The sequence below is a fragment of the Anaerosinus sp. genome (assembly GCF_965318445.1).
Map to the genome: position 1 here is coordinate 119049 of NZ_CBDNNH010000012.1, position 24165 is coordinate 143213.

The 24165-nt window shown below is 33.7% G+C and carries 31 protein-coding genes; all 31 read right to left on the reverse strand.

Annotated elements, in window-relative coordinates; translation table 11 throughout:
* Positions 1-134: 134 nt before the first annotated feature.
* Positions 135-734 carry a stage V sporulation protein AE gene (locus ACWZFG_RS06660; RefSeq protein WP_177504109.1) on the reverse strand — a complete coding sequence of 200 codons (600 nt, stop codon included), beginning with the start codon at positions 732-734 and terminating at the stop codon, positions 135-137.
* Between the two features lie 34 nt (positions 735-768).
* Positions 769-1044: a hypothetical protein gene (locus ACWZFG_RS06665; protein ID WP_177504111.1), complete on the reverse strand. Its 276-nt coding sequence runs from the start codon at positions 1042-1044 to the stop codon at positions 769-771.
* A gap of 9 nt (positions 1045-1053) precedes the next feature.
* A complete protein-coding gene (gene spoVAE, locus ACWZFG_RS06670) occupies positions 1054-1407 on the reverse strand; it encodes a stage V sporulation protein AE (protein ID WP_147668986.1) in 354 nt (117 codons plus the stop codon).
* 11 nt (positions 1408-1418) lie between these two features.
* The gene (gene spoVAD, locus ACWZFG_RS06675) at positions 1419-2423 is read right to left on the reverse strand and encodes a stage V sporulation protein AD (RefSeq protein ID WP_147668989.1); all 1005 of its coding nucleotides are present in this window, start codon (positions 2421-2423) and stop codon (positions 1419-1421) included.
* 21 nt (positions 2424-2444) lie between these two features.
* Entirely contained in the window at positions 2445-2903 is a 459-nt protein-coding gene (gene spoVAC, locus ACWZFG_RS06680; protein ID WP_177504113.1) for a stage V sporulation protein AC, read from the reverse strand.
* Between the two features lie 5 nt (positions 2904-2908).
* Positions 2909-3106: a dodecin family protein gene (locus ACWZFG_RS06685; protein ID WP_147668995.1), complete on the reverse strand. Its 198-nt coding sequence runs from the start codon at positions 3104-3106 to the stop codon at positions 2909-2911.
* Positions 3107-3202: 96 nt separating this feature from the next.
* Positions 3203-3922 (reverse strand): SigF/SigG family RNA polymerase sporulation sigma factor, encoded by a 720-nt coding sequence (locus ACWZFG_RS06690; protein ID WP_147668998.1) that lies wholly within the window; start codon positions 3920-3922, stop codon positions 3203-3205.
* Between the two features lie 11 nt (positions 3923-3933).
* Entirely contained in the window at positions 3934-4365 is a 432-nt protein-coding gene (spoIIAB, locus tag ACWZFG_RS06695; RefSeq protein WP_147669001.1) for an anti-sigma F factor, read from the reverse strand.
* A gap of 10 nt (positions 4366-4375) precedes the next feature.
* Positions 4376-4711 carry an anti-sigma F factor antagonist gene (gene spoIIAA, locus ACWZFG_RS06700; RefSeq protein WP_147669004.1) on the reverse strand — a complete coding sequence of 112 codons (336 nt, stop codon included), beginning with the start codon at positions 4709-4711 and terminating at the stop codon, positions 4376-4378.
* Positions 4712-4861: 150 nt separating this feature from the next.
* Positions 4862-6013: a D-alanyl-D-alanine carboxypeptidase family protein gene (locus ACWZFG_RS06705; protein WP_309320203.1), complete on the reverse strand. Its 1152-nt coding sequence runs from the start codon at positions 6011-6013 to the stop codon at positions 4862-4864.
* A 111-nt stretch (positions 6014-6124) separates the two neighbouring features.
* The gene (locus ACWZFG_RS06710; protein WP_177503880.1) at positions 6125-7294 is read right to left on the reverse strand and encodes a phosphopentomutase; all 1170 of its coding nucleotides are present in this window, start codon (positions 7292-7294) and stop codon (positions 6125-6127) included.
* 27 nt (positions 7295-7321) lie between these two features.
* Positions 7322-8209 (reverse strand): site-specific tyrosine recombinase XerD, encoded by an 888-nt coding sequence (gene xerD / locus ACWZFG_RS06715; protein ID WP_177503883.1) that lies wholly within the window; start codon positions 8207-8209, stop codon positions 7322-7324.
* Positions 8210-8400: 191 nt separating this feature from the next.
* The gene (locus tag ACWZFG_RS06720) at positions 8401-8583 is read right to left on the reverse strand and encodes a hypothetical protein (protein WP_147669012.1); all 183 of its coding nucleotides are present in this window, start codon (positions 8581-8583) and stop codon (positions 8401-8403) included.
* Between the two features lie 30 nt (positions 8584-8613).
* Entirely contained in the window at positions 8614-9243 is a 630-nt protein-coding gene (gene spoIIM / locus ACWZFG_RS06725; protein ID WP_147669015.1) for a stage II sporulation protein M, read from the reverse strand.
* Positions 9244-9333: 90 nt separating this feature from the next.
* Positions 9334-9864: an NUDIX domain-containing protein gene (locus tag ACWZFG_RS06730; RefSeq protein ID WP_147669018.1), complete on the reverse strand. Its 531-nt coding sequence runs from the start codon at positions 9862-9864 to the stop codon at positions 9334-9336.
* Positions 9865-10158: 294 nt separating this feature from the next.
* Positions 10159-10932: a sporulation transcription factor Spo0A gene (gene spo0A / locus ACWZFG_RS06735; RefSeq protein WP_147669021.1), complete on the reverse strand. Its 774-nt coding sequence runs from the start codon at positions 10930-10932 to the stop codon at positions 10159-10161.
* Between the two features lie 166 nt (positions 10933-11098).
* Positions 11099-12406, reverse strand: coding sequence for a SpoIVB peptidase (gene spoIVB / locus ACWZFG_RS06740; RefSeq protein WP_455577280.1), 1308 nt, complete (start codon positions 12404-12406; stop codon positions 11099-11101).
* Between the two features lie 126 nt (positions 12407-12532).
* A complete protein-coding gene (gene recN / locus ACWZFG_RS06745; RefSeq protein ID WP_455577281.1) occupies positions 12533-14239 on the reverse strand; it encodes a DNA repair protein RecN in 1707 nt (568 codons plus the stop codon).
* A gap of 14 nt (positions 14240-14253) precedes the next feature.
* Complete coding sequence (argR, locus tag ACWZFG_RS06750; RefSeq protein ID WP_177503890.1) at positions 14254-14706, reverse strand: arginine repressor; 453 nt, start codon at positions 14704-14706, stop codon at positions 14254-14256.
* 4 nt (positions 14707-14710) lie between these two features.
* A complete protein-coding gene (locus ACWZFG_RS06755; RefSeq protein ID WP_147669034.1) occupies positions 14711-15277 on the reverse strand; it encodes a tRNA (mnm(5)s(2)U34)-methyltransferase in 567 nt (188 codons plus the stop codon).
* Between the two features lie 5 nt (positions 15278-15282).
* A complete protein-coding gene (locus ACWZFG_RS06760; protein WP_147669037.1) occupies positions 15283-16134 on the reverse strand; it encodes an NAD(+)/NADH kinase in 852 nt (283 codons plus the stop codon).
* Positions 16135-16152: 18 nt separating this feature from the next.
* Positions 16153-16953: a TlyA family rRNA (cytidine-2'-O)-methyltransferase gene (locus tag ACWZFG_RS06765; protein WP_177503892.1), complete on the reverse strand. Its 801-nt coding sequence runs from the start codon at positions 16951-16953 to the stop codon at positions 16153-16155.
* Positions 16954-16959: 6 nt separating this feature from the next.
* Positions 16960-18849, reverse strand: coding sequence for a 1-deoxy-D-xylulose-5-phosphate synthase (dxs, locus tag ACWZFG_RS06770; RefSeq protein WP_177503894.1), 1890 nt, complete (start codon positions 18847-18849; stop codon positions 16960-16962).
* A 59-nt stretch (positions 18850-18908) separates the two neighbouring features.
* Entirely contained in the window at positions 18909-19370 is a 462-nt protein-coding gene (locus tag ACWZFG_RS06775) for a divergent PAP2 family protein (RefSeq protein WP_147669046.1), read from the reverse strand.
* Between the two features lie 10 nt (positions 19371-19380).
* Positions 19381-20262, reverse strand: a complete 882-nt coding sequence (locus ACWZFG_RS06780; protein WP_418627396.1) for a polyprenyl synthetase family protein — start codon at positions 20260-20262, stop codon at positions 19381-19383.
* Positions 20255-20512 carry an exodeoxyribonuclease VII small subunit gene (gene xseB, locus ACWZFG_RS06785; RefSeq protein ID WP_147669052.1) on the reverse strand — a complete coding sequence of 86 codons (258 nt, stop codon included), beginning with the start codon at positions 20510-20512 and terminating at the stop codon, positions 20255-20257. The genes ACWZFG_RS06780 and xseB overlap by 8 nt, the downstream gene beginning before the upstream one ends.
* A complete protein-coding gene (gene xseA, locus ACWZFG_RS06790; protein ID WP_418627395.1) occupies positions 20493-21716 on the reverse strand; it encodes an exodeoxyribonuclease VII large subunit in 1224 nt (407 codons plus the stop codon). The genes xseB and xseA overlap by 20 nt, the downstream gene beginning before the upstream one ends.
* A 131-nt stretch (positions 21717-21847) precedes the next feature.
* Positions 21848-22036: a 4-fold beta flower protein gene (locus ACWZFG_RS06795; RefSeq protein ID WP_147669058.1), complete on the reverse strand. Its 189-nt coding sequence runs from the start codon at positions 22034-22036 to the stop codon at positions 21848-21850.
* Positions 22037-22092: 56 nt separating this feature from the next.
* Positions 22093-23406, reverse strand: coding sequence for a replication-associated recombination protein A (locus ACWZFG_RS06800; RefSeq protein WP_455577282.1), 1314 nt, complete (start codon positions 23404-23406; stop codon positions 22093-22095).
* 11 nt (positions 23407-23417) lie between these two features.
* Positions 23418-23870, reverse strand: a complete 453-nt coding sequence (dut, locus tag ACWZFG_RS06805; protein ID WP_455577283.1) for a dUTP diphosphatase — start codon at positions 23868-23870, stop codon at positions 23418-23420.
* Between the two features lie 44 nt (positions 23871-23914).
* A complete protein-coding gene (gene hfq / locus ACWZFG_RS06810; protein ID WP_177503902.1) occupies positions 23915-24163 on the reverse strand; it encodes an RNA chaperone Hfq in 249 nt (82 codons plus the stop codon).
* Positions 24164-24165: the final 2 nt, after the last annotated feature.

Genomic DNA, 24165 nt, shown 5'->3' on the forward strand with positions numbered 1-24165 from the left:
AAAAGTACAAATTTGCATAATGATGATGTATTTCGCCTTTTCATTCTTATTTTCCTTTATCCGATGACGAATCTACTTTTAAACGTTTTTTTAATTAAATCCTAATTTATGCATAAACAGAAATCCTGTGAAAATCACAGGATTTCTGTTTGATAATCAATACTGTTTTTTTGCAAAATTTCTTCGATAGCCTTTCTTGTAATTGGTGCGCCAATACAAATATCATCTTTTCTTTTCATTTTGCCAACATCCCCTATACCAACGACTAAAGGTATATCCAATTCATTAAGTATATCTACAGTATCTCCCTTTATGATTGGTTCACCAATCATAAGATTTCCACATTTTTTATCACCTTTTTTATCTACTGCCGTACGACTAATCGTTCCATCTTTTACAATACATAAATCAACTTTAGCTCCTTGAATCCCTGTAGTATTAGATGCTACAGCAACCGCCCCCAGCACTTCAATATCTGGATGCTTTGCCACATACTCTAGCGCAAACTCTCCCATCCCTTTTTCTGGCTCACCTTTATCATCAAACATCACCAAAACTGGATCATGCTCAGCTTGTTTTATTAAATTTACCATTGTCTCGCCAGAAATCGGAGTCGGATTCCCTGCGGAGGCGGATATACATCTTAGATTTAAAGATTGTGCCACTGTCTCAACTGCCTCTTGTGCAACACTATCCCCATCAGTTACCAAGATAACCCGAACTCTTTTTTTCATACATTTCCCCTCAATTCAAGAATCTCGTATTGCATCATGATTCATTTGCTTGAGCATCACTTAATAACTTTTCACTTTTTACAATAATACTTTTTAAATTTTTCATACTATGACTCAATTCTTCTGACATTTCATATTGCATGGCACTTATTTTTTTTACATTTTCACTCCAATTTTCTTGCTTCTTCTTTTCCCTATCCTTTTCTGTAGAATCTTGTTGCTGTGAAATAAGCTTTTCTAAACACTCAATTTTTTGATCCATTTCCTTCATCAATGTCAATATCTCATCTTCTATCATTTGCTTTTTCATTCATTCACCTTATCCTTTTGGATTAAAAATTAGTGACATTAAAAACCCAAAAAAAATTGCTGACATCAACCCAGCAGAGGTAGCTGTCAATGCCCCTGTAAATATCCCTAAAAATCCTTGTTTATCCACCGCTTCGATTGTTCCAGCCGCTAAAGAATTCCCAAATCCGGTTAAAGGTATCGTTGCACCAGCGCCACCAATTTCTATTAAAGGTTGATACCAACCTAACCCGCCTAAAATTGTCCCTGCAACTACAAAAGAAACGAGTACATGTGCCGGTGTCAACTTCGTTAAATCCATTAACAGCTGCCCAATAACGCAAATAATACCACCTATAATAAAAACCATGATATAATCCTGCATCCTTATCCCTCCTAAGCTTGTATTGCTACGGCATGAGCAATACAAGGAATAGATTCTTTCTGTTGATAAGATGTTGGACTGTGTAAACTCCCTGTTCCAACTAACAAAACTTTCTTATATTGTTTTTTTTGCAGCATTTTGTAAATATGCCCATTGAAAACTACTGCTGAACTCGCACAACCACTCGCACCAGCGTGTGCATCTTGCTCTTCTCGATAAATCATACATCCACAATCTTGATAGTTATTACTAAGATAAAAGCCATGCTCTGCACATAATTTTATGACCATTGTTTTACCAATCATCCCTAAATCACCAGTAAATATCATGTCATATTCACTTGGTTGTATACCAAAATCATTAAAATGACAAAGTAATGTATCTGCTGCCGCTGGTGCCATCGCAGCTCCTAATGAATTCGTATCTTTGATCCCCATATCTACAATTTTTCCAATGGTTGCACCAACAACTCGAGGGCCATCTCCTACAGTGGAGATTAAAGATGATCCCGCTCCAGTTACCGTCCATTGTGCAACGGGCGGTCTTTGTACGCCTAACTCTGTAGGAAAACGATACTGTCTTTCTGCAGCATCATGATGACTTGATGCTGCAGCAGCGACAAGATTCGCGAATCCCCCATCAATCATCATTGAGCTGATAAGAATACTCTCCGCCATTGTTGAGCAAGCTCCATATAACCCTAAAAAAGGGCGTTGCAATGTGCGCATTGCAAAATGGGTACTCATCAATTGATTTAATAAATCCCCTGCTAAAATACACTCTATTTCACTCACTTGTTTATTAGCTTTTTCTGCAGCCTTTGCTATTACTTGTTCCATCATATACGACTCACATTTTTCCCAACTATCAAACCCATTAATATTGTCTTCCATCAAGATATCAAAGTTTTCTCCCTGGTATCCCTCTTTCTCTTTTGGACCACCAATATTAGCGGTAGAAATAATAATAGGCGGATTTGCGAATTGGATACTTTGTTGTCCAATTTTTTTATTCATCATTATCACCTCTTAACTAGCTCACCAAAAAACTCTAAACCATCGAATCAAACCTACAATAAAGGCCATAACTAATCCATATACAATTACAGGACCAGCAATGACAAACATCTTAGCTCCAATGCCAAAAACAAATCCTTCCCGCTTAAATTCCATTGCACAAGATACAATAGAATTTGCAAACCCTGTTATAGGAACAACAGAACCTGCCCCAGCTCTTTTCCCAATTTCGTCATATATACCAATACCCGTTAAAAAAGCACCTAAAAAAACCATCACAGAAGAAGTAGCAGCAGCAGCATCCTTTTTGATTAAACCTCCATCTAAAAAATAATTTTGAACAACTTGTCCAATGCAACAAATCAATCCTCCGACACAAAATGCCCATAATATATTTTTTATCACTGGTGGTTTAGGAACAATTCCATCTACTTCATTTTGGTATTGCTTTTGCATTTCATTCTTTGATAACTTTTTCATATTAATCACTTCACTTTAAATGCCAACTTTACATTAGCGCGATATTCTACAATTTCGCCTTCATTTATGTTTGCAGTAAAATTCGTTACTTCTACACCTACAATATAATGAATCGTTTTTGCTGCTTCATGTACAGCATTGTCAACCGCTTCTGTCCAATTATTTTTGGAGCTACCAACCAATTCAATAACTTTTACTACCATTTATATCAAACCTCCAATATTAATAAACTTCATATGTATTTTCTTCTTTTAATCATTTTTTATACTCACAAAATAAAAATAGATCTCTTACGAGATCTATAAAAAGTTCTTAATTTTTTTTAATGCTTGCTTTTCAATTCTTGATATTTGAACTTGTGACAGACCAATTTGGTTGGCGATTTCCGATTGTGTTTTATCTTCATAAAAACGCATTCTTATTACATACCGCTCTTTTTCAGATAATCGGTCTATTACCTCATTTAATGTTATTTTCTCAAGACAATCTATTTCATCATTTGTACTTGCAATTTGATCTAATAACAATAACTGATCCCCACTATTATTTGTAGTAGCTTCATATAATGAAACAATGGGCTGCATTGCGTCTAAAGCAGAAATAATTTCTTGCGTAGATAATTCCGATTTTTCTGCAATTTCTTGAATTGTCGGTTCATGCCCTAATGATCCTCTCAAAAATTCCTGAACTTTATGTACTTTATACGCAATATCTTTTATAGGTCGACTTACCTTAATTGGATTGTCATCACGTATAAATCTTCGTATTTCACCTATAATCATCGGTACTGCATAGGTAGAAAACTTTACATTAAAAGATAAATCAAATCTTTCTATAGCCTTTACCATCCCCATACACCCAATCTGAAATAAATCGTCCCATTCATAACCACGATTTGTAAACCTATGGACGATACTTCGTACTAAATTTAAATTTTCTGTCAATAAAACTTCTTTTGCTCCTATATCTCCTGATTGAGCCTGAGTAATTAAATCCATTATCTTTTCATTACTCAACATACACAGCCCACCTACTGTGCAGAAAAGCACTGAATTTTTCTAATCATCTTCACACGGGTGCCTTTACCTAACTCTGATGATACTGACAAATCATCCATAAAAGATTCCATAAAAACAAAGCCCAATCCCATTCTTTCGGGATCACTTGAATAAGACGGTTCTCGTGCCATTTCAACATCAGCAATTCCTTTTCCAAAATCCTCTATAATATATTCAATCTTATCTTCATATAAAGTCATGCAAAATTCAACGATTCCTTTTTCTTCACCATACCCATGAATAATTGCATTAGATACAGCTTCTGAAATTGCAACTTTAATTTCTTCAATATCACTTAAAGTCAACTCTGCTTGAGCGGAAAAAGTTGCTGCTGATAATCTTGCAATACTAACATTTTCACTTGAGCTATACATAGACATTTTAATTTGATTTTTAATCTCCATCATATCCTCCTCATAAGCAAGTAAATGCATCCGTTTCTGTTGGATAAGTTTTTATAATTTTAAACAGCCCAGACAATTCAAAAATCCTCATAACAACAGGTTGGATACCCACTATGCATAAACTTCCACCCATAAAATGAATTTTTTTATATCGTCCTAAAATAGCTCCAATGCCAGAACTATCGATAAACTCAACTCTTTGTAAATTCAATATAACCTCTTTAATTCCTGTATTATCCATACATTTATCTAAAGTGTTTCGAAAATCATCTGTCACGTGCATATCTAACTCTCCATCAACACGCACTACTAATACACCTTTATTTATTAACGTTGTTATTACCATATTATCCTCCTCAAACTCTTTTTCTTTTTCATAGTATTCTATCTTATTCTATAAAAGGAATAAATTACCTTCTAGATTGTAAAAAAATAACGAAAATGTTTTTGCATTTCCGTTATTTTATAAATTTATCAAGTTAGCAAACAATTACTCTCATGGTAATAATAATTTTTCCACAAGATCCGTTATCGTAGAAAAGAAATTTTTTCTTTCCACGTTTTCTTGCGCCAGTAAATCTGTACTCCCTACACAAACCGTTTCATCATATAGATAAACTTCACCATATTTTTCCCCTGCAATGACCGGCGCAGTTATATTTTCCTCAACTTTAACTTCTTTTCTTAACTGATTTTTATTTTCCTTTTTTATCGTAATATTTATATCGTCTTTTGCAATTAAAATGATTTTCTTCTTTACCCCTTTACTTACGTTAGTTTCACAAATCGCTTCATTTTTTTGCATAGCTTGAATTGCTTTATAGTTAGCAAACCCCCAATCTAATAATTTCATACTTTCTTTTAAATGTTGTCTAGGTTCAGGTGCAGCAAAAACAACCGATATCAATCGTAAACTATCACGCTTTGCCGTACCAGCAAAGCAGTATTTTGCCTCTTCAGTCCAGCCTGTCTTTAAACCATCAGCTCCTTCATACCACCATAATAATTTATTCGTATTAACTAGCCAATTTTTACCATCTCGTAGCCAATATTCTTTTATGCTGGATACCTCTCTATACAGATCGTGCTTAACAGCTTCCTTCACAATAAGTGCCGTATCATAAGCACTCATATAATGATTTTCTACGGGTAATCCATTCACATTTGAAAAGTGTGTATTTTTTAATCCTAATGCTAAAGCGCGTTGATTCATTGCTGAAACTGCGGATTCTTCGTCCCCATAAATATATTCCATCATTGCCATTGCAGCATCATTTGCACTGACAACAGCTGTCGCTATTAATAAATTTTTAAACGTCATTTTTTCGCCAGTTTCTAACCAAATCTGTGAACCACCCTGACGATATGCATGTTCACTTACAGAAACTAAATCATCTAAGTTTACACGTTTTTCCTCAACAGCTTCTACTGCTAATAAAATTGTCATTGTTTTTGTTACACTAGCCGGTGACAATTTTTCATTACTGTTTTTCTCAAAAAGAATATTTCCGTTCTCATCCATTAAAATTGCCGATTTTGCTTGTAATTCAACTGAAGCATCAACATTTTTTATAAAAAGATTACTTACAAAAAAACAAATTAAACTACATACCATAAAAAATGACGTATATTTTTTTATTTTTTTCACAAAACAACGCTCCTTTCCTATTTTGTAATATTAGATTATCCAACAATAAATTTTATACACTGGAAATAAATAATCAAATAAAAGAAGTCATTGATTCAACAATGACTTCTTTTATTTGATTAATAACGTTTTTCCATATGAATTTTTAAGATTGAAATTTTCAGCAATTGTTGCCGCTACATCAGAAAAACTAGTACGAGTCCCTAGATTTTTTCCTGTTAAATTTTTGTTATAAACTAAAATTGGAACATATTCACGACTATGATCTGTAGAAGGTGTCGTCGGATCGCAGCCATGATCTGCTGTAACTATAAGGAGATCATCCGTATTTAATAAGGGTAAAAAGGTTTTCAATTCCTCATCAAAATCTACGAGAGCTTGTGCATAACCTTTTGCATCATTTCTATGACCATATTGGCTATCAAACTCTACTAAATTGGCCATAATTAGACCTTTAATATCTTGCTGCTTTACTAAGCTAGTTAAGAGCTCCATCCCATGTTTATTTGATTTTGTTGGGTTTGACTTCGTTAAACCTCTTTGTGCAAAAATATCGCCGATTTTACCAATTCCAATCACATTATATCCTTGCTCCTTCAGTTCATCTAATACAGTGTTTTCTGGTGGTAACAAGCTATAATCATGACGATTAGGAGTACGAATGAATTTTCCATTTTCTCCAATGAAAGGTCTGGCGATAATTCGTCCCACTGCATCTTTTCCTATGCACACTTTATCACGTGTAATTTTACATATCTTATATAGATTCTCCAATGGAATTACATCTTCATGTGCAGCTATTTGAAATACACTGTCTGCAGATGTATATACAATTGGATAACCCGTCTTTACATGTTCTTCTCCTAATTCTTCAATAATTTTTGTGCCCGAAGCCACTTTATTACCTAAAACAGGAAATCCTGTTAGCTCCGTAAATCTTTTGATTAAATATTCTGGAAAGCCTTTTGGATATACAGGAAAAGAAATTTTCAATGGGCAGCCTGCAATTTCCCAATGTCCGCTAGTTGTATCCTTTCCTTTTGAAATTTCCATCATTTTCCCAAAGCTAGCCAATGGATTTTGTACATTTTTAATCCCTTTAATATTAGAGATGCAGCCCAAGCCTAAAGATTCTAAAGTTGGCAAATACAACCCATCACATACTTTAGCAATATTACCTAATGTATTTGATCCGACATCACCGAATTTATCTGCATCTGGTGCTTCTCCAATACCTACACTATCCATAATGATAACAAAAATTCTTTTAAACAATCTCATCAACTCCTATCACAACAATTACTTTCATTATGCACGCGGATGTGATTTATCATACACTTCTTTGAGCGGATTTTTTACTATTTGTGTATATAATTGAGTTGTCGATATATCAGCATGCCCCAACATTTCCTGTACAGAACGTAAATCTGCACCATTTTCTAATAAATGCGTTGCAAAAGAATGTCTTAGTGTATGTGGGGTAATATCTTTAGTAATACCGGCTTCTTGTGCATATTTTTTTATAATTTTCCAAAACCCTTGTCTTGTTAATCGACCACCATGATGGTTAATAAATAATGCTGGTTCATCATATGTACGAACAACTTTCATTCTTCCTTTTATAATATAATCGTGTACTGCTTTTACTGCAATGGAACCAAGCGGAACAATCCGATTCTTTGATCCTTTTCCATAACATTTAACGTACCCCATATCTAAATTTATATCAGATATGTTTAATGCGATTAATTCCGAAACTCTAATACCGGTAGCGTAAAGTAATTCAAGCATCGCTTTATCTCTTAATCCTCCAGAAGATTTTATCTCTGGTTGTTTTAACAATTCCTCAACCTCATGAACAGAAAGAATTTTAGGCAATTTTTTTTCTACTTTAGGTGTATCTAATGATTGAGATGGGTCATTTTCTAAATAATTTTCTTTAACAAGGTACTGATAAAATGCTTTAATTGCAGCAATATTTCGTGAAATTGTTGACACAGCACGACCTTTAGTTTGTAAACTTTTTAAATATTCTTGGATCATATTCTCATTAGAATCTTTTTCAACTTCTAAATTTAAATCGTTCATATAATTTTGAAATTGCTTTAAATCACGACCATAGGATTCCAAAGTGTTTTTTGCTAATCCACGCTCAATTGCTAAATAATTTATAAAAGCATTTACGTATCCTTCCATGATTACCATCCTTCACTCTTCATACACTATACACAATAAAAATTATGCTGCAAATAAATTTTGCTGTTCTAAATCAACAAATAAAACCTTAGTTTACTAGTATAAAACAATAATTACATACATAATAAATTCCACATAAAAAACTATTCCCCTGTAGTATATATCAAATAAATAAAATAAATTTTACCAGATTAAACACGTAAAGGCTCCTGATATTTTCGATCTTGAATTTGATATTGGTCAGGCTGAAAAATTGAAGTATCGCCTATTAACTTTGATAAAACATAACAGGTAAGAATCATTAAAATAATAATAATAATAAATATTTTTCCTATTTTCATGAAAAAGTTTTTATTTATTACATACATAACCAAGATTAGACCTCCTTTATATAAGTCATTCTCCTAAAATAAATTGACAATCCATCTCATAAATACGGGGGAAACATAAACTTCTAATAAGGAGCTTAAAATTATTCCAATACACAAAATAAAGCAAATAATACTATATAAGATAGATGAATATGCCAGATTATCTTTTTTATATTGCCTTCTTTTAATTAAGTTTAGAGAGAAGTTAATTGCTGCTATACTCATTATTAAAATCATTGGAATACTTAATAAGTTATGTGGGAGAACAACAGCTAAAGCTAAAAAAATCCCTTTATAAATATATTCATTAACCAAGAACCCTACTGTAAATCCAATAACAATTCCCTTTAAACAAACAATTCCTAGAACAAACGGCAATCCTATAATCGTAAATCCTAAAATCCATATAGCAAGTATAGTTTTTGTGTTCTTAATGATGACATCACCAAGAATCATGCTATCATTTATCTTGGAAGTATCTGATAGGCTGCTTAAATATAAATTTAAATAGCCTGCTAATTCATTTCTCTGAAGTTCAGGTAAAAACTTCATTGCCATAGCACCAATTACAATTCCAACTAATAAAACCAATATAGAAAAAAAATATTTTGCAATATTTTTTTTTAAATGTTCGAGGAAAACATACCGAAATTTATTATACATAAAAATCCCCCTTGTATAATGCTATTACACCTTATGCAAAGAGGATTTAGTTTAGACCAATTTGTCCACTTTATTAACTTATACTATACGCTATACACCCGCTAATAATAGAGCCAAAATACTTTTTGCATCATTAATTTTTCCATTTTGAATCATATTTTTTATTTCTTCTTTAGTATATTTTACAACATGAATAAATTCATCTTCATCTGGACATTGTTTTCCTGTAATCAAATTCTCTGCCACATAAAGATGAATCATTTCATTTGAGAATCCAGGGGTTGTTGCAATAGATGTTAACTTACGTATTTTTTGCGCAGTATACCCTGTTTCTTCTTTTAATTCTCGAATAACACATTCATCTGGGTGCTCCCCACTATCTAGTTTTCCTGCAGGAACTTCTAACATAACCTTGCCAACTGGATATCGATATTGTCTAACCAAAGCTATCTTACCATCATTACATATAGGAACAACCGCTACCGCTCCTGGATGCTCAATCCATTCTCTTGTTGCTTTTTTCCCATTTGGTAAAGCAACAGTATCTTTTTTTACTTTTAATAATGCACCATCAAATACATTTTCAGAATGCAAAAATTTCTCCTTTAAATCTTCATCCATTTCCGTATCCTCCAATAATAAACTAAAGCTTAATTCAGATAATTTTTAATTCTACTCACATTTTTACAAAGACTCAACCACTCTAACTCTCACTTATAAAAGCAGAAAATTTATAAGCAGATAAGCAAAATCTTTATGCTTAGATTTCGTTATCTAAGCGAATGAATCATAGAATAAGTCCTTATATAGTAATCTACTATACGTTAATAAATAAGTAAAGTTTTTTATCATGTCCACAAATATTTCTTTACTAAATAAATAAATCCCAACGATTATCGTTAGGATTTATTTATCTTAAGCCCGCATTTCCATTCTTAATTTATCAGCAATCATTGCCATAAATTCAGAATTAGTTGGTTTACCTTTATCAAGTTTAATTGTATAGCCAAAAATCTTATTAATCATATCCATATTGCCTCTGCCCCAAGCAACTTCAATTGCATGGCGGATAGCTCTTTCCACACGACTTGGTGTTGTCATGTATTTTTCAGCAATTAATGGATATAAAACCTTTGTAACTGCTCCAAGCAGTTCCACTTCATTTATAATCATCATAATTGCATCGCGTAAATACTGATATCCTTTTATATGCGCGGGAATTCCTATTTCTCGAATAATATTGGTCACTTCCATATCCATAGGTCTTGCTTTTATTGCTTGCGCAACAACTAAAGGTCTTTGCTCTGTAATTGTTCCAGCTAATTGTCTAATCCTACTAGCAATTACATCAACATTAAATGGTTTTAAGATGTAGTAATCTGCTCCTAATTCTACAACTTGCTGTGTAATACTTTCTTGACCTATCGCAGTCAACATGATAATTTTTGGGCGCTTTACCGATGAATTATTTAAAGCTTCTAAAACACCAATGCCGTCAAGGTGAGGCATGATTATGTCAAGTATAATGACATCTGGTTCCTCTGCTTCAATAATTTTTAAGATTTCTTCTCCATCATAAGCTACCCCTGCAACCTCGATATCAGGTTGTTCTGACAAATACTCCTGAATAATTCCTACAAACTCACGATTATCATCAGCTACAGCAACACGAATTTTTCCTTTTATCACCTATTATCCTCTCCTTGCACTTTATAAGAACATAATAGGTATATTCGACAGTTACCTTTTATTCCCTCTATTTTTTGTAAAAAATATACAACATTTTTTTCAACATTTTCCGACATTTTTTTTATATATTTAAAAATATCCTACATTTTTATTAATATCTATGACTTTATCCGAATAGGGATGGAATTTTTTCATTGTTTTGCTTAGGAATAATTCCGCCCTCCATTAACATCCAGTCAATAAAGCAACCATATCCACGTGTTGGATCATGAACAAATACATGTGTAACTGCACCTATTATTTTTCCTTTTTGGATTATCGGGCTACCACTCATTCCTTGTACTATTCCCCCAGTTCTTGAAAGTAAATTATTATCTACAACTTTTACGACTAGCCCTTTTCCCTTAGGATAACTCTGCATATTAATTTTTTCTATTTCTACTGCAAACTTTTCTATTTTTTGCCCCTCAACTACTGTTAAAATCTCAGCTGCCCCTGTTTCGATTTCTGCCATTGACGCAACTGGCAATTCACTCTCATAATAGTCTACAATAGCATCTTTATTTATCCTACCATAAATACCAAAATCAGTATTTTTATCAATAGTGCCCATTAATTGCTCTACATCTAAAAATCTTCCTATTTTTTCCCCCGGCGAACCAGCTTTTCCATTTTGTATTCCATCTACTGATGCTTGAACTATTTTCCCATTCTCACAATTGATGGATTGACTTGTATCACTATCAACAATAACATGTCCTAACGCTCCATAGACATTGCTTTTTGTATCATAAAAAGTCATTGTACCTACGCCAACCGCACTATCTCTCACAAACAATCCTATACGATATCGTTTTGTTTGTTGGCAAAATACAGGCTGAACTTGTATTTCTTTTATTTCAGCATCATGCTTAAATTCTATTTTTAAGGGTATATTATTTTTCCCCGCCTCTTCAACGGCCTCCGCCACATCTATATCTTTTTTCATTATCTTATTATTAATACTAATAATTATATCTCCAACATCTATCCCTGCATCTTTTGCCGGAAAATATCTTTGCCCTCCTGCATCAATAATTGGCGATGTTCCAACTACCATAATTCCTTCTGAATGCAAAATTACGCCAATTGATTGTCCACCAGCCTTCACATGAATTGGCTGAATCACCTCTACTGCAACCTCTTTTATTGGAATAACACCTAGCAATTTAAATTCTACAATATTGCTATTTAATTTAACTGAATCCAAAAATACAGGTTGCAACGAAGAATCAAGTTTGTTTGTAACTTCGGATTTGACCGCATTATTTACTGTCATTGTAAAAGGATAGTTCGTTTGAAACACTTTTAGATCCTCTTGCATTATAACGATTTGCTCTGGTAATGCGTAGATATTACGAAATTGTGGCAATAAAGAAAATGCAATAATCATTAAAGAAAAAATTATTCCAATAAGTTTCTTATAATTTTTCATTGTTCACCATCCTTAATCAATTACTTATCAAAATTATTTTTCCTGTTAAGAATCAGATTATTCTGCATTTATTCCTACATATTTCCAAAAACTTATTGAAATATAGAAAAAGAGGCGTATTTTAAATTACGCCTCTTTTTTCCATTGATTTTTTTTAAATTGTGCATTTTTTTTCATTTCTAAGGCATTGTCCATTGCCGCTTTTGTGATATCTGCCCCGGATGCCATTCTCGCCAATTCATTCAAATGTTCAGTATCATCTAGCAACTTAATACTCGTAATCGTTTTTCCATCATAGGTTTGTTTTTCTATATATAAATGTGAATCTGCCATACAAGCAATTTGAGGCAAATGTGTAATGCAAAGAACTTGTTTATGCATTGCTACCATAGCAATTTTTTCTGCTACCATCTGCGCTGTTTTCCCACCAATTCCCGTATCTATCTCATCAAAAATCATAACACCAATATCCTCTTTATCTGCACATACAGCTTTAATCGCTAAAGCTATGCGTGACAGTTCACCACCAGAGGCTACTTTTTGTATAGCCTTTAACTGCTCACCTAAGTTAGCCGAAAATAATATTTCTATATCATTTATACCATAATAGTCTAATTTTTCATTGCGCGTTACCGCAATTTTAAAATGAACATTTGCCATTCCTAAATCTATCAAATGATCCTGAATACTCTTTTCTAATTGTATAGCAATTGCCTGACGCCTTTGACTTATCTCGTCCGCGAGCTTTCGCATATTGACCTCTAGCAAATCAATAGTTGATTTTAACTTTGAAACAATCTCATCAAAATTTTCAATTTCTAATAATTCCTGTTTTGCGTTATTATAATGATGCAAAACATCTGCAATTGTCGCGCCATATTTCTTTCTTAATTTATAAATTAAATCCATTCTATCTTGCAACTTATTTAACTTTTCTGGATTATAATCTAATTGATCGCCATATTCACGTACCTCATAGGTACACTCTTCTAATTGACAAATTGCTTCATTAATCATTTTCAATGCATTTAAAACTTGGCTATCATAACGACTAATTGTTTCTATATTTTTCTTTAATTCTATCAGTGATGGAACTATTGCAACATGACCTTTGTCTCCACCCTCTAACAATAGGTAAGATTTTTTTGCCAGATCTGAAATTTTTTCTGCATTTGCTAATATTTTTATTTCTGCCTCTAATTTCTCATCTTCATTTTCTTTTAATTTTGCCGCAGCAATCTCATCAATCTGCCATTTTAACATGTCAATCCGCTGTGCATACTCTCTTGATTCCGCTTCTTTTTTCTGTAAAATTGCAACCTCTTTACGCCATGCTTGATAAATTTGTCTATACTGCATTAAAAGTTCTTTAATTTTTAGGTCGTTATTATCGACTAAAGCAAACTGATTTTCATGCCGAAATAATGTTTGATTTTCATGCTGACCATGCACATCAATTAGTAATTCACCAAATTGTTTCAGCAACATTAAGGTTACCTGACAATCATTAATCATAATCGTATTTTTTGCATTTTTAGAAACTTTACGACTAACAATTAAAACCTCTTCATTATCAGCTATCCCGTTTTCAATTAAAAAGGTTTTAATATCCATGCGATTTGAAATGTCAAAGACAGCTTCTACCCTAAACCAATCCATACCATTTCGAATATATTCTACAGACATTCGTTTGCCTAAAATCGCTCCAAGCGCATCAATAATAATCGACTTTCCCGCCCCAGTCTCACCAGTTAAAATATTTAAACCTTCTGAAAAATCAACCTTTATCTGCTCAATTAAAGCAAAATTCCATACCGTTAATCTTTTTAACATATGATTTACTCCTATTAATTTGTCAAGGATTCAAGTTTTTTCAGAACTTCAGCTACTGCATCTATTGGTTTTACAACAACTAATATATTATCATCACCAGCTACTGTTCCGATAATTTCTGGCCATTTCGCATAATCAAGTGTAGAGGCAACAGCATTTGCAGTTCCCGGCAATGTTTTAATCACAATAATATTTTCGCTAAAATTTAATCCAATCACAGAGTCTTGAAACATTCTAGCCATACGGGATTTAGAAAATATAACATTTTTCTCTATAGGATAGGCATATCTATACCTTCCATCGCCTGTTGGAATTTTAATTAACATCATCTCTTTAATATCTCGTGACACAGTCGCTTGCGTAACTTCAATATTCTGTTTTCGTAAAGCTTCCGCTAAATCTTCTTGTGTTTCAACAATCGTATTTTCAATGATTTCTTTTATTCGGGCATGACGTATAGCCTTCATAAAATCAACTCCTTACTTTTTCAATCAAGTATACTACTGGGGCTGTACTTGCGTGATTGATCATCGACCAACAGCTAACAGTATAATTTTTCACGGGTAAATTACTCAAAAAATCAATTAAATAATGATATTCTCTCTTACCACTCTCATGCCCGGGATATGCCGTAATCGCAACTACACCGCCAACATTTAACAATTGAAGCATTGCTTCAATTGCAGGCATTGTAGTATCAATCGTTGTCGTAAGCTCATGATTTCCACCGGGTAAATAGCCCAAATTAAAAATTGCAACATCAACACCTCGTAATACATATTGTTTTACATTCGCATGATTATCTAAAATAAGTGTTACTTTTCGCTCTAACCCTTTTTCCTGCAATTTTTCCTTTGTGCAGCGCAATGCCAATTCTTGAATATCAAATGCATAAATTTTAGCTGTCGCTAATGAATTTTCTGCAAGATATAAAGTATCGTTTCCTTTGCCTGCTGTTGCATCAACAAGAATCTCAGCACGATATACCTGCTCTTGAATTAACTTATGCGCAACACTTACAGGATTTAAGATCTGCATACTTTTCAATCTCCCCGCCACAATTTTGTCCGAACAGTTTTATAATAATTAGAATCGTCAAATTTGACAACTCTTGCTACTAGCGCTGATTTTCTTACAATGATCTCATCTTCACTTATCAACCCATGACTTACCTGTCCATCAATCGTAAGTACAATATCATGATGTGTTGCCGTAATTTTAACATGAGCTTCCTCATCTTCTGATATAATTAGCGGTCTTGCATTTAACGTATGTGGACAGATAGGTGTGATGAGCAAAACCTTTAAACTCGGATGAACAATTGGACCACCTGCTGAAAGGGAGTATCCCGTTGATCCTGTAGAAGTAGAAACAATGACACCATCCGCTTGATAATTCGCTAATATAGAATGATCAATAGAAAGTCCTAAGCGTATCATCCGTGAAAATCCACCTTTAGTCACAACGACATCATTAATTGCAGCGCCAACATAAGTCATTGCCCCATTTCGTTTAACGATTGCATCAAGCATTAGCCGTTCTTCTATTTTATACTTACCATCAATAATTTTTTGCAGTTTACTTTCTATTTCAGCTAATTCAATATCTGCCAAAAAGCCTAATCTTCCAATATTAATTCCACAAACCGGAATATTTTTTTTTGCTAAAACACGACAAGCGTTTAATAAAGTTCCATCCCCACCCAATGTCAGTACCAAATCAACATCTTTTTGTAATAGAGATTCCACCGCTAAATGGGGATAACCTAATTCTAGAGCCGCTTTTTCTTCAATAATAATTTTCACTTCTTTATCAGAAAAAAACTCTACAACTCGCGCCAACAATATATTGACATCTTTTTTATCTATATTAGGAATAACACCTATTGTAAGCATTTTTCTCGCCTCCACACCTTATAAACCGTTGTGTGCATCCCTAACTACATTCTCTATTACCTCTGCATCAATGCCATCATTTTTATCTTCAAGCTTTATGTGAAGTAAATATTCAATATTCCCCTCTGGACCTTTAACTGGAGAAAAAGTTAAACCTACTGGAATAAGCGAGATTTCATTGCATAAATTTACAATTTTACGAATTACTTCTTTATGTATCTCTGGATCTCTTACAACACCTTTTTTCCCAACCTTTTCTCTCCCTGCTTCAAATTGTGGTTTAATTAATGCCACAACTTCAGCATTAGGTAACAATAAAGTTTTAACAACAGGTAAAACTTTATCTAACGAGATAAAAGCTACATCAATAGATGCAAAATCCAATAATTCGCCTAAATCCACTGGAGTTACATTTCTAATATTTGTTCTCTCCATATTAATTACACGTGGATCTGTACGCAATGACCATGCCAATTGACCATAGCCAACATCAATCGCAAAAACCTTTTTCGCTCCATTTTGCAAAGAACAATCCGTAAATCCACCTGTAGATGCGCCAATATCCGCCACGATTTTATTCGTTAAGTCAATTGCAAAAGTTTTTATTGCTTTTGCCAATTTAAGCCCGCCTCGACTAACAAAGCCAATGCTATCCCCTGTAACTTTAATGTCTACGGTATCTTTTACCATCGTTCCAGCTTTATCTACTTTTTGCCCATCTACATATACTAACCCAGCCATAATGGACGTTTTTGCTCTTTCACGACTTGCAACTAAATTTCTTTCAACCAATAACACATCTAACCGCTCTTTTGCCATACTCTCTCACCGCACCTCAATATTCCTGATAAACGCATATGTTCTTGCTGCTATATGTGCAGGCGTTAATTTATATAACTCAAGTAAGTTTTCGCGTTTTCCTTGCTCAATAAATTTATCCGGATACCCTAATCTTAAAACTTTTGTATCACAAAATTCTCGTTCATTTAAAGCTTCTAAGACCGCTGAACCAAAACCACCAGCTAACATATTATCTTCTATTGTCACAATGTATTTAACTGTTTTTGCTAAAACTTCTATCATTCTTTCATCTAAAGGTTTTATAAATCTTGCATTGATAACACCAGCCGAAACATTTTTTTCTTTCAGTAAATTTACTGCTTCTACACATGAATCAACCATTGCTCCAACAGCCAAAAACATAACATCTGAACCAATTGAAATTTCTTCACTCATACCAACAGGAATATGCTGATATTCTGTTTTTACTTCAACGCCCAATCCATTCCCACGCGGATAACGAATTACAACCGGTGTCCTTAATGAAAATGCTGTTGCTAACATATCTTTTAATTCATTTTCATCCTTTGGTGCCATTATCGTTAAATTAGGAATATGCCGCAAATAACTATAATCAAAAACACCATGATGCGTCGGTCCATCTTCGCCTACAATCCCTGCACGATCTAAAGCAAAAACAACCGGTAATTTTTGCAAACAAACATCGTGTAGTATTTGATCATATGCACGTTGTGCAAATGTCGAATATAATGCAACAATTGGCTGTTTTCCCTCACAAGCTAATCCTGCTGCAACTGTGACTGCATGTTGTTCCGCGATGCCAACATCCAAAAACCGATCTGGATAGATCTCACCAAATTTTTTTAATCCAGTTCCTTCTGGCATAGCTGCGGTAATTGCTACAATATTTTTATTTTCCTCAGCTAATTCAATAAGCACTTTACTAAAAACTGAAGTATAAGTAGGTTTATTCGTAGTTTTTTTTATGATCTCTCCAGTTTCAATACAGAATGGACCAACTCCATGAAATTTATCCGATTCACATTCAGCTGGCAAATAGCCTTTGCCTTTCCTTGTTAAGGTATGTATCAAAATTGGACCTTGCATCGTTTTTGCTTTTTCTAATACTTCTCGCATCAATTCAATATTATGTCCATCAATTGGTCCTACATATTTAAACCCAAGTTCTTCAAATAATTCTCCTGGAACTAATAAAAAGCGTAAACTATCCTTTAGCCGTTCTACAACCTTCGCAACACTCTCTCCAATTGTCGGTATTTTTTTCAATAAGAACTCTAAATCATGTTTTACCTTATTATAAGTAGGTGCTGTACGCATCGTTGATAAATACTCCGATAGAGCACCTACATTTTTATCAATCGACATTTCATTATCATTTAAAATAACAATAAGATGTTTTCCTAAATCACCCGCATGATTTAACGCCTCAAATGCCTGTCCCCCCGTCATCGAGCCATCGCCAATCACTGCAACTACATAATTATTTTTTTTTGATAAATCCCTAGCAATTGCCATACCAAGAGCCGCGGAAATCGAAGTGCTAGAATGTCCTGTACCAAAACTATCATAAGGACTTTCGCTTCGTTTGGGGAATCCACTTAAACCACCTTGTGTGCGAATCGTCGAAAAAGCATCCCGCCGCCCAGTTAAAATCTTATGAACATAAGACTGATGCCCAACATCCCAAATAAATTTATCTTCTGGACAATCAAATACCGTATGTAATGCCAAAGTTAATTCTACAACACCTAAACTTGGTGCTAAATGTCCACCATTTTCCGCAATTGTACGGATAATAAGCTCGCGGATTTCTCCCGCGAGCTTATTTAACTGTATTAAGGAAAGTTGCTTTAGTTGTTTTGGACTATCTATTTTATCTAATATTTTATTCAAAAATCTCACATCCTTAGGAAACTACCTACCAAAACACTTCTATTATATCATAGAACCATTTAGATAAACATCATCTTACAAAAAACATAAGCTGTGGTAAAACCTAATAATCCACCTACCAAAACTTCTATTGGTGTATGACCAAGCAACTCTTTTAATGTAATCTGATGTACTGTATGATTTACTTTTAATTCTTTAATTATTTGATTTAACACTCTCGCGTGACTTCCTGCTGCACGTCTAATTCCAGCCGCATCATACATAACAACAGATGAAAAAACAAAAGCAATTGCGAATAACGTAGAATCAGCTCCTTCACGCATAGCAATCGCCGTCGTCATTCCAACGACCAATGCCGTATGAGAACTTGGCATTCCACCAGATCCAAACATTCGTTCCAAACTAAATTCCTTAGATGAAATAAAATCAAATAGAGTTTTTAACACTTGTGCCAAAAACCATGCAAATAAAGCTGAAAATAAAATTGTATTATTCATCAATTGGAAAATTAGTTCAGCCATTTATTTCACCTCAATGATCACGTGTTATTAGATAACGAACTACGTGCCTTAAAAATTCGGCCTCCCTTCCAAAAATCTTCAATGCATCTAATGCAGATGCAACAGCGTCATTTGCCATTTCTTTAGCCTTTTCCAAAGAATATAAAGTCACATAGGTCGACTTATTATTTTTTATATCACTTCCTACAGGCTTACCAATCTTTGCAGCCTCGCCAATAACATCTAAAATATCATCAGTAATTTGAAATGCCAAGCCAAAATTTTCTGCATATTCAGTTAAAGCTATCATTTCTTCTTTATTTGCACCTGCCAGAATCGCACCACTTCGAATTGCCGCTCGAAATAATGCTCCAGTTTTCGCTTGATGCATTAATCTCAAAGTTTCTATATCTACTTTTTTATTTTCTGACAATAAATCAATTACCTGTCCACCAACCATACCATTGTAACCAGCTGCCTCACTAAATTCTTTTACAACCTTTAGCAAACGCTCCGCAGGAACATTTTCTTGACGCAATACTACCTCAAATGCATTTGTAAGTAAAGCATCTCCAGCTAAAATAGCAATTCCTTCACCAAACACTTTATGATTCGTTAAATTTCCCCGACGATAATCATCATCGTCCATCGCTGGTAAATCATCATGAATCAATGAATATGTATGAATCATCTCTAAAGCACATGCAGGTTTAATATAGGGTTTCCCGTCTTCTCCACTTACAGCTTCCGCGGCAGCCATAAGTAAAATCGGTCTTAGACGCTTTCCTCCTGCTAATAAACTATACTGCATTGCATCATATAATTTAGGTGCTATATTATGATCAGTCTTTAGTAACGTAGATAGTTCAGCTTCGATAAGAGGTATTTTGCTTTCACAATATTCTCTAAACATTCTCATCATCCGCCTTTATTTTATAATCTACTGTCACTATTTTGCCTTTGCTTTCCTTTAATAGTTTATCAATTGCAGTTTCTGCATTATCTAACTTTTCTATACATAAATTTGATAATAATACTCCTTCTTTATATTTATCCATCAGTTCGTCAAGGCTAATTTCGCCATTTTCTAATTCAGAAACAATTTCTTCTAAATTTTTTAATGCATTTTCAAAAGATAGTTTTTTATTTTTTGCAACTGCCATTTGTCAAAGTTCCCTCCCCTATACAAGTTACTTTGGTATCTATTTTCCCATCTGCTAAATATAAAGTTAAATTTTCATCTTTCTTCACTTGCTTAATTGATTTTATCAAGATGTTTTCTTGTTTAGCTATAGTATATCCACGGTTTAACGCCGCTAAAGGGTTTAAGAGCAAAAGCTTTTCCAATAACACTTCTAAGCCGTGACGTTTCTGTAATAATTGATTACATTTTCCTTGTCCCATTCGTTCTACACACTTATCTAATAACTCTCTCTTTCTATCTAATATAAATTGCGGATTTGACAATATACGCTTTTGCTTACATAAATTTATTCTATGTCGCTTTTCACTTAGGATGTGTTTTACTTTTATATCCATCTTATCGCGTAAAATTCGAATTCGATGCAAAAGCTCTTTAACATCAGGCACAATAAGCTCAGCAGCTTGCGAAGGAGTGGCCGCTCGTACATCACTAACAAAGTCAGTTAAAGTATAATCGGTTTCATGACCTACAGCCGAAACAATAGGAATAGCTGACTCAAAAACTGCACGGACAACTTTTTCATCATTAAATGCCCACAAATCTTCTATTGAACCGCCACCACGGCCAACAATGATGACATCTACCGGAAATTTTGTATTAAAAGCCGCAATTGCATGAACGATTTCGAATGGAGCTTCATCTCCTTGAACTTTTACTGGATACAAACATAATTGAATCTGTGGATTTCTCCTTTTGGAAACAGTATATATATCACGTAAAACCGCACCTGTTGCTGAAGTAATAACACCAATTTTTTTCGGAAAATACGGCAATATTTTTTTATGTACAGAATCAAATAAACCTTCCATAGTTAATTTTTCCTTTAATTGCGCAAAAGCAAGACTTAGTTCACCTATACCATCCGGAAATAGACTATCCGCATAAAGTTGATACTGTCCATCGCGCTCAAATATTGTTATATAACCACTAACAACTATTTGCATGCCATCTTGTGGCATAAATTTTAAAAACTGTGCTTTATTTTTAAACATCACACATTTTATTGATGACTGCTGGTCTTTGAGCGTGAAATAACAATGACCTGAATAATGTTTTTTAAAATTTGATAATTCACCTCGAATTAGAACGGTTTGTAAAGTCTGCTCTACATCTATTAACCTTTTTATATATTTTGTAATTTCACTTACACTATATATGTTCAAAATCATTCTCCTACACTTTATCGTATTATCTCTCATAATTATGCATAATAATCCTCTTTATTATAACATAAAAAAAAAAAGGTGCTACCGAATATCAAACTATATTCGGTAGCACCTCTTAATAAATCGATTTACTTCGAATGTAAAATACGCCAAGTAAAAGCTTCACCATTTTTAAATATCTGACCAATATAACCTTCTGAACTAGAATATAATCCACCACCACTTACAAAAGCAATCGGCTGCCCAACTTTATCGTAAACGAAATTTCCAATAAGCCAAGCAACATGTTGCCCATTTAGACTAAATACAGGTTGCATTTTCCTCACCTCTTGTTTTATCTTATGTAATCAAGACAAAAAGTGACTCAATACTATTAATATTTAGTACCCCAAAATCTCTGTAATCTTAATTTCATTTCTTTTTCCTGCCCCTGCTCTGTAGGCTTATAGTAAAAAATATTTTTTAATTCATCAGGTAAATATTGTTGATAAAAAAAATGTTCTCCATGATCATGCGGATAAACATAATCCTTCCCAGCCCCAAGATTAGATGCCCCTTTATAATGTGCATCTCTCAAATGGGGCGGAACAACTCCACAATTTTTTGTTTTGACGTCATGAATTGCTGCATCAATACCTAAATAAGCAGCATTACTTTTAGGGGCTGAAGCAATATAAGTTACAGCTTGCGCAAGTGGAATTCTCGCTTCTGGCATACCGAGAAATTGCACTGCTTGTACCGTTGCCATCGCAACTACTAGAGCTTGTGGATCCGCATTTCCAACATCTTCTGCTGCACAAATTGCAATTCTTCGTGCAATAAAATTAATATTTTCACCTGCAACTAACATTCTGGCTAAATAGTGCAATGCTGCATCCGGATCACTTCCTCGCATACTTTTTATAAATGCAGAAACCGTATCATAATGTTTATCTCCACTTTTATCATAGTTATGTAGTTTTTCACCTATAACTTCTTGCAATATTTCTATATTTATAACGCCTCCAGATTCTAGCAAAGCTGTCGCTTGCTCTAAAATGTTAAGCGCCACTCTTGCATCTCCAGATGAAATCTCTGTGATCAGCAGCAATGCTTTTTCGTCACAAATAAATTTTTCATTTCCCAAACCACGTTCTTTATCTTGCAATGCTTGCTTTAAAATGTTTTGAATATTTTCTCTAGAAAGCAAACTCAATTTCACTACACGTACTCTTGATAATAATGCTACATTTACTTCAAAATATGGATTTTCCGTTGTCGCACCAATTAAAATTAATCTTCCATCCTCTACATAAGGTAATAATACATCTTGTTGTCCTTTATTAAAGCGATGTATTTCATCAATAAAAATTATTGTTCTTTGCGTATAGAGATGTAATCTTTCTTTCGCAGCCTCAACAATTTTGCGAATATCGCTAATTCCTGCGGCTACTGCATTGATTTTTTCAAAATGGCTATTTGTCATTTTTGCGATCATTTGAGCCAATGTCGTTTTTCCCGTTCCTGGTGGTCCAAATAGAATCATAGATGGAATCTTATCGGCTTCAATCATCTTGCGTAAAAATTTATTTTTGCCGACTATATCTTCATGACCAATAAATTCGTTAAAGTCACGAGGTCTCATTCGTACTGCCAACGGTTGAGTTTGATTCAAATTATTTTGATTTGAATAAGAAAACAAGTCCATGCAATCACCTGCTACCTTTCTCCAGTTGAACCCATTCCACCTTTACGGATGACACCATTTGATATATCATCATCCACGGTTAAATATTGATAAAAAACACCTTGCGCAATGCGCTCACCTTTATCAATATGAACGACTTCATCATTATGATTATAAAAAGCAATCATTATATGTCCTTCATTGTCTTTATTATTATAATAATCAGCATCAATAACACCTTGACTATTAATTAAGCATATTTTTTTCTTCATTGAAAATCCAGATCTTATATGTATTCCCAAATATTCATTTTCTTGCATATATGCTTTAATTCCAGTAGGTACAATAGTAACTTTATGTGGAAATAATTCGATATCAACAGCTGATTCGATATCATAGCCTGCACTTGCTACCGTTTTACGCTGTGGTAAACGAATATTCTTTTCTTTATATTCTGTAACAATTTCAAATCCTCTACTTTTCATTCTATAACTCCTTAAAATAGCTGGGCATAAATGCCCAGCTATTTTTACTCAAATTCTTCTTTATCGTGAGAATAACTATTATTCAACGCTTTAAATGGAGTAATTGTCGATATAGCATGTTTATATACCAATTGCTGCTTGCCATCATTTTCAATAATAACGGTAAAATTATCAAAGCCTTTTACTAAACCTCTTAATTGAAAACCATTCATTAAATATATAATAACAGCTACATTTTCTTTACGCACTTGATTTAAAAAACTGTCCTGCAAATTAATGCCCTTAACTGCCACAC